Source organism: Streptomyces sp. NPDC047061 (assembly GCF_040643955.1).
In the GTDB taxonomy this organism is placed as follows: domain Bacteria; phylum Actinomycetota; class Actinomycetes; order Streptomycetales; family Streptomycetaceae; genus Streptomyces.
Map to the genome: position 1 here is coordinate 21,658 of NZ_JBEYVI010000031.1, position 13,804 is coordinate 35,461.

Annotated in this window: 12 protein-coding genes; 8 read left to right on the forward strand and 4 right to left on the reverse strand. The window is 71.2% G+C overall.

Annotated elements, in window-relative coordinates; all coding sequences use genetic code 11:
* The first annotated feature begins 118 nt into the window (after positions 1 to 118).
* From ABZ887_RS34675 to ABZ887_RS34685, 3 genes are all read left to right on the forward strand, one after another.
* On the forward strand, positions 119 to 2,572 hold the full coding sequence (locus ABZ887_RS34675) for an FG-GAP-like repeat-containing protein (protein ID WP_361298356.1): 2,454 nt from the start codon (positions 119 to 121) through the stop codon (positions 2,570 to 2,572).
* Between the two features lie 116 nt (positions 2,573 to 2,688).
* A complete protein-coding gene (locus tag ABZ887_RS34680; RefSeq protein WP_361298359.1) occupies positions 2,689 to 2,877 on the forward strand; it encodes a hypothetical protein in 189 nt (62 codons plus the stop codon).
* Between the two features lie 196 nt (positions 2,878 to 3,073).
* Entirely contained in the window at positions 3,074 to 3,388 is a 315-nt protein-coding gene (locus ABZ887_RS34685; RefSeq protein WP_361298362.1) for a hypothetical protein, read from the forward strand.
* A 112-nt stretch (positions 3,389 to 3,500) separates the two neighbouring features.
* On the opposite strand, the gene ABZ887_RS34690 is transcribed toward ABZ887_RS34685, so the two are convergent.
* Positions 3,501 to 4,139: a LysE family translocator gene (locus tag ABZ887_RS34690; protein WP_361298365.1), complete on the reverse strand. Its 639-nt coding sequence runs from the start codon at positions 4,137 to 4,139 to the stop codon at positions 3,501 to 3,503.
* A 109-nt stretch (positions 4,140 to 4,248) separates the two neighbouring features.
* Here ABZ887_RS34690 and ABZ887_RS34695 point away from each other — a divergent pair, with 109 nt between their 5' ends.
* From ABZ887_RS34695 to ABZ887_RS34715, 5 genes are all read left to right on the forward strand, one after another.
* Positions 4,249 to 5,184, forward strand: a complete 936-nt coding sequence (locus tag ABZ887_RS34695; protein ID WP_361298368.1) for a LysR family transcriptional regulator — start codon at positions 4,249 to 4,251, stop codon at positions 5,182 to 5,184.
* A gap of 187 nt (positions 5,185 to 5,371) precedes the next feature.
* Positions 5,372 to 6,817, forward strand: a complete 1,446-nt coding sequence (locus tag ABZ887_RS34700) for a glyceraldehyde-3-phosphate dehydrogenase (RefSeq protein ID WP_361298371.1) — start codon at positions 5,372 to 5,374, stop codon at positions 6,815 to 6,817.
* A gap of 164 nt (positions 6,818 to 6,981) precedes the next feature.
* Positions 6,982 to 8,505 carry an alpha-L-arabinofuranosidase C-terminal domain-containing protein gene (locus ABZ887_RS34705; protein WP_361298374.1) on the forward strand — a complete coding sequence of 508 codons (1,524 nt, stop codon included), beginning with the start codon at positions 6,982 to 6,984 and terminating at the stop codon, positions 8,503 to 8,505.
* A 17-nt stretch (positions 8,506 to 8,522) separates the two neighbouring features.
* Entirely contained in the window at positions 8,523 to 9,824 is a 1,302-nt protein-coding gene (locus ABZ887_RS34710) for a glycoside hydrolase family 27 protein (protein WP_361298377.1), read from the forward strand.
* A gap of 2 nt (positions 9,825 to 9,826) precedes the next feature.
* A complete protein-coding gene (locus ABZ887_RS34715) occupies positions 9,827 to 10,834 on the forward strand; it encodes a LacI family DNA-binding transcriptional regulator (RefSeq protein WP_361298380.1) in 1,008 nt (335 codons plus the stop codon).
* Positions 10,835 to 10,856: 22 nt separating this feature from the next.
* Here the strand turns inward: ABZ887_RS34715 and ABZ887_RS34720 are convergent, their stop codons facing one another.
* From ABZ887_RS34720 to ABZ887_RS34730, 3 genes are all read right to left on the reverse strand, one after another.
* Positions 10,857 to 11,570: a class F sortase gene (locus ABZ887_RS34720; RefSeq protein WP_361298383.1), complete on the reverse strand. Its 714-nt coding sequence runs from the start codon at positions 11,568 to 11,570 to the stop codon at positions 10,857 to 10,859.
* Positions 11,571 to 11,678: 108 nt separating this feature from the next.
* Entirely contained in the window at positions 11,679 to 12,125 is a 447-nt protein-coding gene (locus tag ABZ887_RS34725; RefSeq protein WP_361298386.1) for a hypothetical protein, read from the reverse strand.
* A gap of 235 nt (positions 12,126 to 12,360) precedes the next feature.
* Positions 12,361 to 13,749: a glycoside hydrolase family 43 protein gene (locus tag ABZ887_RS34730; RefSeq protein WP_361298389.1), complete on the reverse strand. Its 1,389-nt coding sequence runs from the start codon at positions 13,747 to 13,749 to the stop codon at positions 12,361 to 12,363.
* Positions 13,750 to 13,804: the final 55 nt, after the last annotated feature.

Here is a 13,804-nt window from a genome sequence, read left to right on the forward strand (position 1 = left end):
CCCTGAGTCACCCGCTCATTCGTGTCCACCATCTGATCAACTTCCTTCGCCGTTCCCTCACTTACCTCCTAAGCTGCGCATCGGGGAGCAAGCGCTCCCACGGGGAGGGAACACACACATGGGCAGATCCGCCCTGCCGTCGGGCCGCCTGCGCGCCACGGCCACCGCATTCGTCACCGTCTCGCTGGCCCTCGGGGGCACCGCGCTGCCGGCCGCCGCCTCGGACCTGAGCACGGTCCCGCCGTGGAACACCGCCGTCCCGCTGTCCACCACCTACAGCGTCCCGCAGGACGTCGTCGTCCGTCCCGACGGCGGCGCCGTGGCCGCCTGGACCGACGGCAGCCAGACGCTGCACACCGCCACGCGCGCGGCCGGCACCGACACCTGGAGCACGCCGGTCCGGTTCGGCGGCACCTACATCACCGAGGCACGGCTGGTGACACGGACCGACGGAACGGTCGCCGTGCTGTGGGTCGACAACGGCTACCACCTGTTCGGCTCGGTGCTGACCGCCGGAACCTGGTCGTCGCCCCACGAACTGTTCGACGGCGACAACAAGCTGACGTTGTCCCAGATCGATGTCGCCGAGGGCCCGAACGGCCAGGTCGCCGCCGTCTGGACCGCCACGCCGTACACCTACTCGGACTCCTCCGAGGTGTATGCCGCCACCCTCGGCACCGACGGCACCTGGGCCGCCGCGGAGCAGGTCAGCGACGCGGCCGTGCACGCCGGCGCCTACGGCGACGTCGACGCCACGAACCCCCAGATCGCGGTCGACGCGCACGGCGGACTCGTCGTGTCGTACGCGATGGAGGACGAGTCGTACAAGACGGCCTACGCGATGACCACCGCCCGGCCGTACGGCGGCACCTGGCAGACCCCGGCCCAGCTGAGCAACACCCCGCTCGCCGCCTCCGCCCATCCGGCCCTGGCAACCGACGCGTCCGGCTCGGTCGACCTGCTGTGGCGGTTCGGCACGGCCACGGCCCAGACCTTCGAGCTGGTACGCCGCCAGGACGCGAACTCCGCCTGGGGAGCCACGACCTCGCTGGTGAGCGGTGTCGGTGCCGAGGGGGATCCCGAACCGCTGGTCGCGCCGAACGGGAACGCGACCGTCGTCTGGGCTGACCCGGAAGCGGGCGCGGTGCGCACCGTGACGCGCTACGCCGACTCGACGTGGACGGCCTCCTCGACCCTCTCCACCGGCCCGGTCTCCGACGCCTACGAGGTCCGTACCGCCATGGCGGCGGACGGGTCGGTCCACGCGCTGTGGCGCGAGAACGGCGCGACCGCTGCGACCAAGCGGCTGATGGAGGCCACATTCGACGGCGAGCGGAACATCTGGACGGCCGCCCGCACGGTCCAGGGCCCGCTCACGGCCGTCAACCGCGCCCGGATCGCGGCCGGCTCGCTCACCGACGCCACCGCGGTGTGGACCGGGTCGGCCGGCCTCTCGGCAGCCCGCACCACGTTCCCCAGGCTCACGGTCGACTCGTCGTCCGTGCCCGCGACGGCGAACTTCCGGACCACCTCGTCCTGGGCGCCGAAGTGGCAGCTCAACGGCCCGGTCACCGCATGGCAGGTCACCCTCACCGACCCGGCCGGACACACCGTGCGCACCCTCACGGGCACCCCCGGCAGCAGCACGGTCGCCGCCTCCTGGAACGGCCGCACCACATCCGGCGGCCGGGCCGTCAACGGCGACGTGACCTGGACCCTGACCGCCACCCAGCCGGGCTACTCGGGTACGGCGACCGTGGCGAGCGGCGTCCTGAAGGTGACCGGCTCGGTCCCCGCCCGCCACGACTACGGCGACGGATCCGGCGGCCTTCCCGACGGCAGCGGCGACCTGCTCACCCTCGACGGCAGCGGCCGGATCTGGCTCCACTACGGCACGCTCAACCACGTGCGGCAGATGGGCAGCGGCTGGCCCACCACCGTCCGGCCGGTCGCCCTCGGCGACCTGAGCGGCGACGGCTGCAACGACGTCCTCGTCAGGCTGAGCAGCGGCGCGCTGCGCCTCTACAAGCCGGCCTGCGGCGGCGCCCTGAACCCGACGACGTCGCACACCACCCTGGCCACCGGCGGCTGGAACCAGTACGACGTCCTCACCTCCCCGGGCGACCTCACGAAGGACGGCCGCCCGGACCTCGTCGCCCGGAACGCGGCCACCGGCGCCGTCTACCTCTACAAGGGGACCAGCGCCGGAAAGCTGTCGGCGCGCGTGAAGCTGTTCGCCGACTGGAAGACCTACAAGAAGGTCGTCGGCGCCGGGGACCTCAACGGCGACGGCATCGGCGACCTGCTGGCCCAGGACAGGTCGAACAACCTGTACCGGTACTACGGCAAGGGCGACGGCACCTTCTCCGCACGCGTGAAGATCGCCGCCAACTGGGGCGCCTCCTACAACGTGGTCCTCGGGATCGGCGACGTCACCGGAGACGGCAGGGCCGACCTGGTCACCCGGGACACGGCGAACCGCCTCTACCGGCAGAACGGCACCGGAAAGGGCACGTTCGGAGCCCGGGTACTGGTCAACGACGGCGGTTACGGCTACAAGGCGCTGTTCTGAGCCACCCGGCCGCCACCCGGTCCGCAGGAGCGGCCGTTCGGGGAACGGATTGCCCCGAAGGTGTGACGGCACCGGCCATGCCGACTCCCGCGCCCGTCAAGGACGTTGGAACAGGCATGGGCCACAGCGACGATCCCTCCTTCGCCCAGCTGTCCGACGCCTACTGGCTGGACAGTCCCCACCCGGACGGGCGCGTCCCCGACCCGGCACCCCGGGCTCAGGCGCCGGGCTTCGCGTGGCGGACCGCGATGGTCGGGCTGTCGGCGCTCACCGTCGCGGTCGCCCTGGTGGTGGCCTTCGTGTGAGGCCGCCGGTCGGCCCCGGCGTCACGACACGCCGACGGGCGTCCCCCGGACGTGGGACGTTTCCGTGTCGCCGGGGCATCCGGGGGCGGTGACGGTGTGTGATGACGTCGGGCCTCGGGGTTTCCGCGGCCCGTTCTCACCGCTGTCCCCGATGTCACCGTTTTCACCGTTGTCGAACTTCACGAAGGACTTCACGATGCGTCTGCTCCGTCCGCTCGCCGTCGCTCTCGGCGGGCTTGCCCTCACCGTCATCACCGTGGGTCCGGCGGCCGCCGCCCAAGGGACGTTCGTCTGGGTGGGGCCGAAGGGCAAGGCGTACGCCATCCAGAACCCGCCGGACCGCAAGTGCCTCGACATGGCGCAGGAGGCGCGCGGGCCGCAGAACGCCACGAAGAAGGCGCTCGTCGTCTACAGCAAGCCGAAGTGCAAGGGCACCACCCACCGGGTCGCCCCCGGACACTCGGCCTCCGGCAGCGTCCGCTTCGCCAGCGTGGTGTTCAACCCCCGCTAGGACGAAGCCCGTTCAGCCCTCCGGTGGCGCCGATCACGTCGTGGTGATCGGCGCCACCGGTCTGTGCGGGTACGTCCGGCGCTGCTCTCGGAACGGCATCCACCGGTTCCGGTCAGACTCCCCCGGCCACCGCCACGCCGAGCCCGCACAGCACCACGCCGGTGACGATGTTCAGGGCGCGCCGCACCGCCGGCCGGGACACCAGGGCCCGGCCCCGGCCCACGGCCCAGGTGAAGAGCAGGTACCAGCAGACGTTGACGACGGCCCAGAGGACGCCCAGCGCGATGCTGCTCAGCAGGACGGGGCCGTCGGCCGTGACGAACTGGGGCAGCACCGACACGGCGAACACCCCGGCCTTCGGATTGCCCAGCGTCGTGCCCAGCCCGGCACCGTACGCGCCCCGGAGGCCGCCGGGGCCATCGGGGCCGCCGGTACCGTCACCCGGGCCGGCCTCGGCGACGCCGTCCTTCGTCGCCGCGCGGAGGGTGGTGACCCCCAGCGCGAACAGCACCGCTCCGCCCGCGATGCGTACCACCAGATAGGCGTGCGGGTTGGCCAGGAGCACCGCGGACAGGCCCACGGCGGCCGCGGTCGACCAGATGAGCAGCCCGGTGGCGTTCCCCGCGATGGTGGCCCGGGCGGGTCGCGGGCCGGACGTCAGGATCTGCCGGATCATCAGGGCCTGTCCGGCGCCCGGGAGCATGGCCAGCAGCCAGGTGGTGATCACGAACAGGGGCAGGTGGATGGGCACGGGTCGCCGACCTTCTCACTGGGGCGTGGTTGATGATCCACCACCAGGCTGACGCGAGGGGTGCGTGAAGAGAAGTCAGAGCAGCTGCAGCCAGCATTAAGATTATTTAGTGACCTCGGATCCGGGACAGCTGCGCCTGCTCGCCATGATCGACCGCCACGGTTCGCTCGCCGGTGCCGCCCACACCCTCGGCGTGACCCCGGCCGCGGTGACGCAGCAGGTGGCCCGGGCGGAGCGGGACTGGAACGCGCCGCTGGTGGTGCGCGGACCGCGCGGTGCGTCACTCACGGCGGCCGGCGCGCTGCTCGCGGAGCACGGGCGGGTCGTCGACGAGCAGACGGAACAGGCCGGGGAGCGGCTCGCGGCGCTCCTCGGCCGGCTGTCGCTGCGGCTGCGGGTGGGCGCCTTCCTGGCCGCCGCCCTGCATCTGCTCCCACCGGCCCTGACCGCACTGCGCCACCGGTACCCGAACGCCGACGTGTCGGTGGAGGACCTGTTGTCCGACCGCGGCGTCGAGCGGGTCACGACGGGCGAACTCGACGTCGCGGTGATCGCCTCCTGGGCGCTCGCCCCGGAGCCGCCCGCGAACATCACCGTGCACACGCTGCTGCGGGACCCCATGGTCATCGTCCTGCCCGACGACCACCCCCTGGTCACCGGCTCCCCCGACGGCACGCCGCTGCGCCTGGAGCAGCTCCGGGACGAGTCCTGGGTGACCATCCTCGCCGGACACGCCGCCCGGGAGCAGCTCGACCGGGCGGCGACGGACGCCGGGTTCACCCCCAGGATCCGGTTCCAGACGGCGTCGTACGACCTGGCCCAGGCCCTCGTCGGCACCGGCTACGGCGTCGCACTCGTCTCCCGGCTGGCCCTGACCCGGGTGTCCGGGACCACGCACCGCCCGCTGGCCGACCCGGCGCTCCACCGCGACCTGCACGCCGTGACCCGGTCCGACACCACGCTGACCCCGCTGGCGGACGTCTTCCGGACCCTGCTGCTCGACGTGGCCACCGATCTGCAGGGCGCCTGGTCGTCACCGGGATGAGCGCGCGACGGCCATGACAACGCGACGGCCATGACAAGGGCCGCGCCGCGGCACGGAGGTTTCGCGCGGTCTTCCGCACGGGTTCAGAACTTCGCGACCCGCATCACACCCGGACCCCCTTGATCGATCATTCACCGGCCGGTTTAGCATATGAGCGCCACCCAGCTCGATCGAGAGATTCAGGTCTGTGACTGTCAACGACGACTCGTTCACCAACTGGAAGAACCGCGAGGAGATCGCGGAGTCGATGATCCCGCTCATCGGGAAGCTGCACCGGGAGCAGGACGTGACGGTCCTCCTCCACAGCCGCTCCCTGGTGAACAAGTCGGTGGTCAGCATCCTCAAGACCCACCGCTTCGCCCGCCAGATCGACGGGGCCGAGCTCTCGGTCACGGAGACGATGCCGTTCCTGCAGGCGCTCACCACGCTCGACCTCGGCCCCTCCCAGATCGACATCGGCATGCTCGCCGCGACCTACAAGGCCGACGACCGGGGCCTGAGCGTCGAGGCGTTCACCGCGGAGGAGGTCGCCGGGGCCACCGGCGCCAACAAGATCGACCGACGGGAGCCGCGGGACGTCGTCCTGTACGGCTTCGGCCGCATCGGCCGCCTGGTCGCCCGGCTGCTCATCGAGAAGTCCGGCTCCGGCAACGGGCTGCGACTGCGCGCCATCGTGGTGCGCGGCGCGGGCGGCGAGGACATCGTCAAGCGCGCCTCGCTGCTGCGCCGCGACTCGATCCACGGCCAGTTCCAGGGCACGATCACCGTCGACGAGGAGAGCAGCACGATCCTCGCCAACGGCAACGAGATCAAGGTGATCTACGCCGACGACCCGTCCCAGGTCGACTACACGGAATACGGCATCCGCAACGCGATCCTCATCGACAACACGGGGAAGTGGCGGGACCGCGAGGGCCTCTCCAAGCACCTGCGCCCCGGTATCGAGAAGGTCGTCCTGACCGCGCCGGGCAAGGGCGACGTCCCGAACATCGTGCACGGCGTCAACCACGACACCGTCAAGCCGGACGAGCAGATCCTGTCCTGCGCGTCCTGCACCACCAACGCGATCGTGCCGCCGCTCAAGGCGATGGCCGACGAGTACGGGGTGCTGCGCGGGCACGTGGAGACCGTGCACTCGTTCACCAATGACCAGAACCTGCTGGACAACTACCACAAGTCGGAGCGCCGCGGCCGGTCCGCGCCGCTCAACATGGTGATCACCGAGACGGGTGCCGCCTCCGCCGTCGCGAAGGCGCTGCCCGACCTCAAGGCACGGATCACCGGCAGCTCGATCCGGGTCCCGGTGCCGGACGTGTCGATCGCGATCCTCAACCTCCAGCTGGCCCGCGAGGCCTCCCGCGAGGAGGTCCTCGACTACCTCCGCGAGGTGTCGCTGACCTCGCCGCTGAAGCGCCAGATCGACTTCATCACCGCCCCGGACGCGGTCTCCAGCGACTTCATCGGCTCCCGCCACGCGTCGATCGTCGACGCCGGCGCGCTGAAGGTGGAGGGCGACAACGCGATCCTCTACCTCTGGTACGACAACGAGTTCGGCTACTCCTGCCAGGTGGTCCGGGTCGTCCAGTACGTCTCCGGCGTCGAGTACCCGACGTTCCCGGCCACGGCGGTCTGACACTCCTCACCTCCGACAGCCCGGCCACCCTGCACACACAGGGCGGCCGGGCTGTCCGCACTCTTGACGCGATCACGGCCCGATGGCAGCTTTTTATCGATACAACCGAGTCAACGAACTCTGTTTCATATATCGAACAACGCCATCCGGTCAGGAGTGCCCGCGTGCCCACCGCCACCGCGATCATCAACCTCGACATCGAGGGCCCGACGATCAGCCGCCACCTCTACGGCCACTTCGCCGAACACCTCGGCCGCTGCGTCTACGGCGGCTTCTGGGTCGGCGAGGACTCCCCCATCCCCAACGAGGGCGGCATCCGCCTGGACGTCGTAGCAGCCCTGCGCGCGCTGGACATCCCCAACCTGCGCTGGCCCGGCGGCTGTTTCGCCGACGAGTACCACTGGCAGGACGGCATCGGCCCGCGCGAGCAGCGCCCCCGGATGGTCAACACGCACTGGGGCAACGTCGAGGAGAACAACCACTTCGGCACCCACGAGTTCATGGCCCTGTGCGAGCTCCTCGGCGCCGAGCCCTACATCAGCGGCAACGTCGGCTCCGGCACCGTCCGGGAGATGAGCGAGTGGGTGGAGTACCTCACCCGGGACGGCGACAGCCCGATGGTGCGGCTGCGCAAGGAGAACGGCCGCGAGGAGCCCTGGCGCGTCAAGTACTGGGGCATCGGCAACGAGACCTGGGGCTGCGGCGGCAACATGCGCGCCGAGTACTCCGCCGACCTGGCCCGCCAGTACGCCACCTACTGCCGCGACCACGGCGACAACAAGCTCTACCGGATCGCCTCGGGCGCCTCCGACGCCGACTACAAGTGGACCGAGACGCTGATGCAGCAGATCAGCTGCTTCGGCTGCGAGGCCACCCCGAAGAACTTCTTCCAGGGCCTCTCCGTCCACTACTACACGCTGTCCGGCCCCTGGGAGGCCAAGGGCAGCGCCACCGAGTTCACCGCCGACGACCACTACCGCACGATGCTGTCGGCCCGCCGCATCGACCGCATCCTCACCGGCCACTCCACGGTCATGGACGTCTACGACCCGGGGCGCACCGTCGGCCTGGTCCTGGACGAGTGGGGCACCTGGTGGGACGTGGAGCCCGGCACCAACCCCGGCTTCCTCTTCCAGCAGAACACCCTGCGCGACGCGCTGGTGGCGAGCACCCACTTCGACATCTTCCACCGGCACGCGGCCCGCCTGCACATGGCCAACATCGCCCAGACCGTCAACGTCCTGCAGGCCATGCTCCTCACCGACGGCGACGCCCTGGTCCTGACCCCGACGTACCACGTCTTCGAGATGAACAAGGGCCACCAGGACGCCATCTCGCTCCCCGTGCACCTGCGCGGCGAAGGCACGCGGCGCACGGTCGGCGACGGAGAGCTGGAGACGGTGTCCGCCTCGGCCAGCGTCAAGGACGGCACCGTCCTGATCTCGCTGAGCAACCTGGACGCCGAGGAACCCACCGAGGTCACCCTCGACCTGCGCGGCGGCACCCTCGGCGAGCCGGCCGCCCGGATCCTCACCGCCGACAAGCTCCAGGCCCACAACACCCCCGAGGCGTCGACGGCCGTCGCCCCCCGGGCGTTCGACGGCGTGTCGGTGACCGGCGGCGGGCTGCGGCTCACCCTCCCGCCGCACTCGTTCGTGACCGTCCAGGCTCCCCTGAACCAGCGCTGACCGGCAGGAGTGCGCACATGACCCGACCCGCACGTCCGCTGCCCGCCCGCCGGCTGCGGCCGCCGATGGGCTGGAACAGCTGGGACTGCTACGGCACCACGGTCACCGAGGAAGAGGTCCTCGCCAACGCCGAGTTCATGCGCGAGCACCTGCTCCCGCACGGCTGGGACACCGTCGTCGTCGACATCCAGTGGTACGAGCCCACCGCCCGCGCCCACGGCTACAACCCGGACGCCCCGCTCGTCCTCGACGGCCACGGCCGCCAGCTCCCCGCCCCCAACAGGTTCCCGTCGGCCGCGGGCGGGGCGGGGTTCGGGCCGCTGGCCGCGCGGGTGCACGGCATGGGCCTGCGGTTCGGGCTGCACATCATGCGGGGCATCCCACGGCGTGCGGTGGAGGCCGAACTGCCTGTGCTCGGGACGGAGTTCACGGCCGCGGAGGTGGCCGACACGGACTCCGTGTGCCCCTGGAACTCCGACAACTACGGCCTGGACCACGATCACCCCGGCGCGCAGGCCTACTACGACTCCCAGGTCGCCCAGTTCGCCGCCTGGGGCGTCGACTTCGTCAAGGCCGACGACATGCTCTTCCCGTACCACGAGCGAGAGATCGCCGCCTACGCGCGGGCGATCGAACGCAGCGGTCGGGCCATCGAGCTGAGCCTCTCCCCCGGTACCGACATGTCCCTCGCCCGCCTGGACCACCTGCGGGAGCACGCCACCATGTGGCGGGTCTGCGACGACCTGTGGGACCGCTGGGAGGACGTCGAGGCGCAGTTCGCGCGGATGGCGCGCTGGGCCCCCTGGCAGGGCGGGCAGGGCTGGGCGGACGCCGACATGCTGCCGCTCGGGCACATCGGAATCCGCGCCGAGCGCGGCGCGGACCGCCAGTCGGCCCTCACCCGGCCCGAGCAGGTCAGCCTGCTCACCCTCTGGCTGATCTCCCGCTCCCCGCTGATGATGGGCGGCGACCTGCCCACCTCCCCGCCCGAGACCATCGAGCTGCTCACCAACGACGAGGCCCTCGGCGTCCTGTGGCACAGCACCGGCAACCAGGAGGTGCTCCGGGAGCGGGACCTGGTGCTGTGGACCGCCCGGGACACCGACGGGCACACCCGGTACGCGGCGGTGTTCTCGCTCGCCGACGAGGAGCGGCGCTTCGAGGTGCCGCTGGGGTCGGTCGGAGGGACCCCGCACGACCGCGTCCGGGAGCTGTGGACCCACACCGACACCGCGCACGACGGCCGGCGGCTGGTGCCCGTGCTGCCCGCCCACGGTGCCGCCCTCTATCGTCTTGCCGAGGACGGCAGGCGGGAGTGAGTGTGGCGACGATCCAGGACGTGGCGAAGGCCGCCGGGGTGTCGGCGATGACCGTCTCCAACGTGATCAACGGACACCCCAACGTCCGCCCGGCCACCCGGGAACGCGTCCTGGAGGCGGTGGACCGGCTCGGCTACCGGGTCAACGTGGCCGCCCGCAACCTGCGCAGGGGCCGTACCGGCACCATCGGCCTGGCCGTCCCCGAGATCAACCGCCCCTACTACGGCCGGCTGGCCGCCTCGATCATCGCGGCGGCCGCCCGGCACGGCCTGCGGGTGAGCATCGAGCAGACCGGCGCCCGCCGGGAGAACGAGCTGGCGGCCCTGTCCCTGTCCCGCAACCGGCTCTACGACGGCCTCATCCTGAGCACGGTCGGCATGGGCCCGGCCGACGTCGGGGCGCTCGACGTCGACCATCCGGTGGTGATCCTCGGCGAGCGGATCTTCGGCGGGCCCGTCGACCACGTCGCCATGCCGAACGAGGCCGCCTCCGAGGCCGCGACCCGCCATCTCGTCGAGCGGGGCTGCCGGCGGATCGCGATCGTGTGCGGGCCGCTGGGCGGCGAGGCCGACGTGTCGAGCCTGCGGCACACCGGGTATCTGCGGGCGCTGGCCGCCGCGGGGCTGCCCGCGGACCCGGAGCTGGTGGTGACCACCGGATCGCTCACCATGCAGGACGCCGCCCGCTGTGTCCGGGAGCGGATGGCGGACGGCCTCGGGTTCGACGGGGTGTTCTGTGTGACCGACACGGTGGCCATGGGCGTGCTGCGCGCCCTCGCCGACGCCGGGGTCGGGGTGCCGGAGCAGGTCAGGGTGATCGGCTTCGACAACGTCGACGAGAGCGCGTACCTGGTGCCCTCCCTGTCCACCGTCGACCCGGACCACGACCTGATGGCCGAACGCGCGGTCGCCCTGCTGGCGGCACGCATCGACCGGGGCGGGCCGGGACCGGAGCGGGAGGAGTTCACCGGACCGTTCCGCCTGGTGGTGCGGGAGTCCACGGGCGGCTGACCGCGTGTCCCCCGGTGCGCTGTCAGACCAGGTGGCCGAAGACCACCAGGTTCTGCGTGTAGTCCTTGACGTCGTGGTCGTAGTCGCCGGCGCAGGTGATCAGGCGCACCTCGGGGCGGCGGGTGTCCGCGTAGACGCGTTCGCTGGGGAAGTCGTCCTTCGCGAAGGTGTCGGCGTCGTCGACCACGAAGTTCGCGTCCGTGCCGTCGGCCCGGCTCACCGTGAAGCGGTCGCCCCGTTGCAGTTCGTCCAGCCTGACGAAGACGGCCGCCGAAGTCCTGGTGTCGACGTGGCCCGCGATGATCGCGGTGCCGGCCTCGCCGGGCGCCGCGCCCCTGGAGTACCAGCCGACGAGGTTGGTGTTGTCGGCCGGCGGGGGCTGGAGCTGGCCCGTGGAGCCGATGGTGAGGACGGTGAAGGGGGCGTCGACGGAGATCTTCGGGATGAGCAGGCGGGTCGGCGTGGACCGGGGCAGCGCCGCACCGGCCTGGCGCGGGTCGGCGGAGGGGACGGCGTCGGTGGTCCCGGGCCGGGTGGTGCCGGTGGTGTCGGAGCCTTTGGTGTGTCCGCCGATCAGCGCCACGGCGAGGAGCAGGACGGCGATGCCCCACACGGGCAGCCGGCCGCCGCGCGGGCGGTTGCCGGGGCTGTCCTGGTCGTCGGGGTTCTGCGAGGCAGGGTTCGGGGTGGCGGTGTTCGAGGTGGCGGTGTTCGGGGTGGCGGGGCCAGCTGCCATCGGAGGTCACCTTTCTGGGGCACGGCAGCGGGAGGGCGGGACGGGGGCCGCGGTCCCGTCGGCGTGTGGAGCGCCGACGGCACCGCGGTCCCCGTATGCGTCGGCCCCTCAGGACACGGGCCCGGGGACCCTCCGGCGCCGCAGCGCGTAGGCACCGGTGGCCGCTACGCCGAGGACGGCCAGTCCGCCGGCGGTGACGCCGGGCGTGGCGAGGCCGCCACCGCCGGTGTGCACGCCGCCGTGCGGGCGGTCGCTCTCCTCGTCGTCACCCCACGACGAGCCGCCCTCGTCCTTCCCCTTGCCCCCCTGGTCGTCCTTGCCTCCCTGGTCCCCCTTGCCTCCCTGGTCCCCCTTGCCTCCCTGGTCCCCCTTCTGCTCGTCGTCGTTGCCCTGGTAGCTGTCGGAGTCGTACTTGCTGTCGTTGCTGCTGTAGGAAGAGTCGTCACGGCCTCCGTCGTCCCAGTCCCCCGCGATCGCGGCCTGGGCTGCGGGGGCGGAAAACGCGAGGGCCGCGGTGGCGGCCGTCGTCGCGAGGATCATGCGGGCAGAACGCATCTCGATGTCCTTCCGCCGTGGCCGGGCGCCGATACTCCATCAGCTGTAACGACCCGGCCCCGACATGAACCACCGTCAGCCAGCCCCCCGGCTCGCACCATCCAGGCCGCCCATCCGTGGTGACGACACGCCCAACACCGCCCGGCTGGGTCAATCACGCGCGAGGGCGCACCGCCATTCGGGCGGTCGTGGGCCCGCCGCCGACGTGTCGCCGCACGACGGGCCTGCGGGGGTGTCAGTAGCCGACGTAGAAGGTGGCGTCGGCCTGGGCCGTGCTCGTGGAGATGGGGTCGATGCGCAGCACGTAGTCGGAATGGCGGATGTAGCGCGTCGGGTAGTTGTACGAGCGGAACGAGGACCAGGAGGAGTCGGCGAGGCCGGCCGTCCGGTAGAACGTGGCGTCCTGGGCGAACGCCGTGGTGCTGTCGTTCTCGTCGAGCTGCAGCTGGTAGTTGTAGTGGCGCAGATAGCGGGTCGGGTAGTTCACCGACTGGAAGGACACCCCGCTGCTGTCGGCGAGACCGGGGACCAGCGTCCACATGCCGTCGGTGTACGGGTCGAAGGCGTACTCGTCGATCCGGCCGACGAAGTTGCTGTGCCGGACGTATCTGGCCGGGTAGTTGTAGGACTTCAGCCGGTTCCAGGTGGGGGTGCCCCACTTGGCGACGAGGTTGTTGTACTCGGTCGTGGTGATGGGCTGGATGCCGCAGTGCTTGGAGTTGAGCGGCTGGGTGTAGGTCTTCTGGTCGAGGGCGGTCCAGGTGCCGGCGGACAGGGCGCTGGTCTGCCAGGCGTAGAAGACGCCGTTGGGGTCCCAGGTGTCGCCCCAGAGGTACCAGGTCGAGCTGGACGTCAGGGACTTGACCAGGGTCGGGGCCTCGGTGCCGTTGTGCGAGACGGCCGTGGAGAACTCGGTGAAGCTGCCGGGATCCAGCGAGGTGGAGCGGGCGCCTACGAGCGTCGAGTTCTTCTTGAAGTAGAGGTAGTTGACGCCGCTGACGCCGACCGCGAGGTCGCCGTCGATGACGTCGTAGCCGGGGTCGAAGAAGACCTGCGGGTCGCCGGCGGTGATGAAGTCAGCGGTGTAGTTGATCATGATGACGTTGTGGCCGCTGTCGTTGACGGCGGAGTAGATGACGCCGTACGTGCCGCGCCCCGCGTCCCAGAAGGCCTCGGGGGCCCAGGCATGGGTGTCCATGTCGTGCAGCTTCATGCGCCGGTACCCGGTGAAGGTGCGCAGGTCGGTGGAGTCCCAGACGTGGATGTACTGGCTGACGTACGTCCAGTCGGTGCCGTACAGGTCGGTGGCGAGGACCACGAAGGTGCCGTCCTGCTTGCGCAGGATGAACGGGTCGCGCAGGCCGAGGGAGCCCGCGGTGGGGGTGGCGACGGGGGCGTTCTGGTTGAGCGGGGTCCACTGGAGGCCGTCGGCGCTGACGGCGAGGTGCAGGCCGTAGTTGGCGGCCAGCATGTCCGGGGACTCGGTGAAGTAGCACATCACGTAGGCCGAGTTGGTCGCGGCCTGGGCGGCTCCGGCGCCGAGGGCGAGGGCGCCGGTGGCGGCGAGGGGGACGGTCACGGCCGCACCGAGGAAGTGGCGGCGCGACAGGGGGGTGCCGTTCATGTGCGCTCCAGACGAGGGGGGATTGTCCGGGATTTCGGACACGGTTCGGAAAACC

Excerpts from the sequence above, each read along its gene's own strand:
- ABZ887_RS34725 (WP_361298386.1), bottom strand. The coding sequence starts at position 12,125 with ATGCGTTCTGCCCGCATGATCCTCGCGACGACGGCCGCCACCGCGGCC.
- ABZ887_RS34675 (WP_361298356.1), top strand. The coding sequence starts at position 119 with ATGGGCAGATCCGCCCTGCCGTCGGGCCGCCTGCGCGCCACGGCCACC.
- ABZ887_RS34680 (WP_361298359.1), top strand. The coding sequence starts at position 2,689 with ATGGGCCACAGCGACGATCCCTCCTTCGCCCAGCTGTCCGACGCCTAC.
- ABZ887_RS34710 (WP_361298377.1), top strand. The coding sequence starts at position 8,523 with ATGACCCGACCCGCACGTCCGCTGCCCGCCCGCCGGCTGCGGCCGCCG.
- ABZ887_RS34720 (WP_361298383.1), bottom strand. The coding sequence starts at position 11,570 with ATGGCAGCTGGCCCCGCCACCCCGAACACCGCCACCTCGAACACCGCC.
- ABZ887_RS34730 (WP_361298389.1), bottom strand. The coding sequence starts at position 13,749 with ATGAACGGCACCCCCCTGTCGCGCCGCCACTTCCTCGGTGCGGCCGTG.
- ABZ887_RS34685 (WP_361298362.1), top strand. The coding sequence starts at position 3,074 with ATGCGTCTGCTCCGTCCGCTCGCCGTCGCTCTCGGCGGGCTTGCCCTC.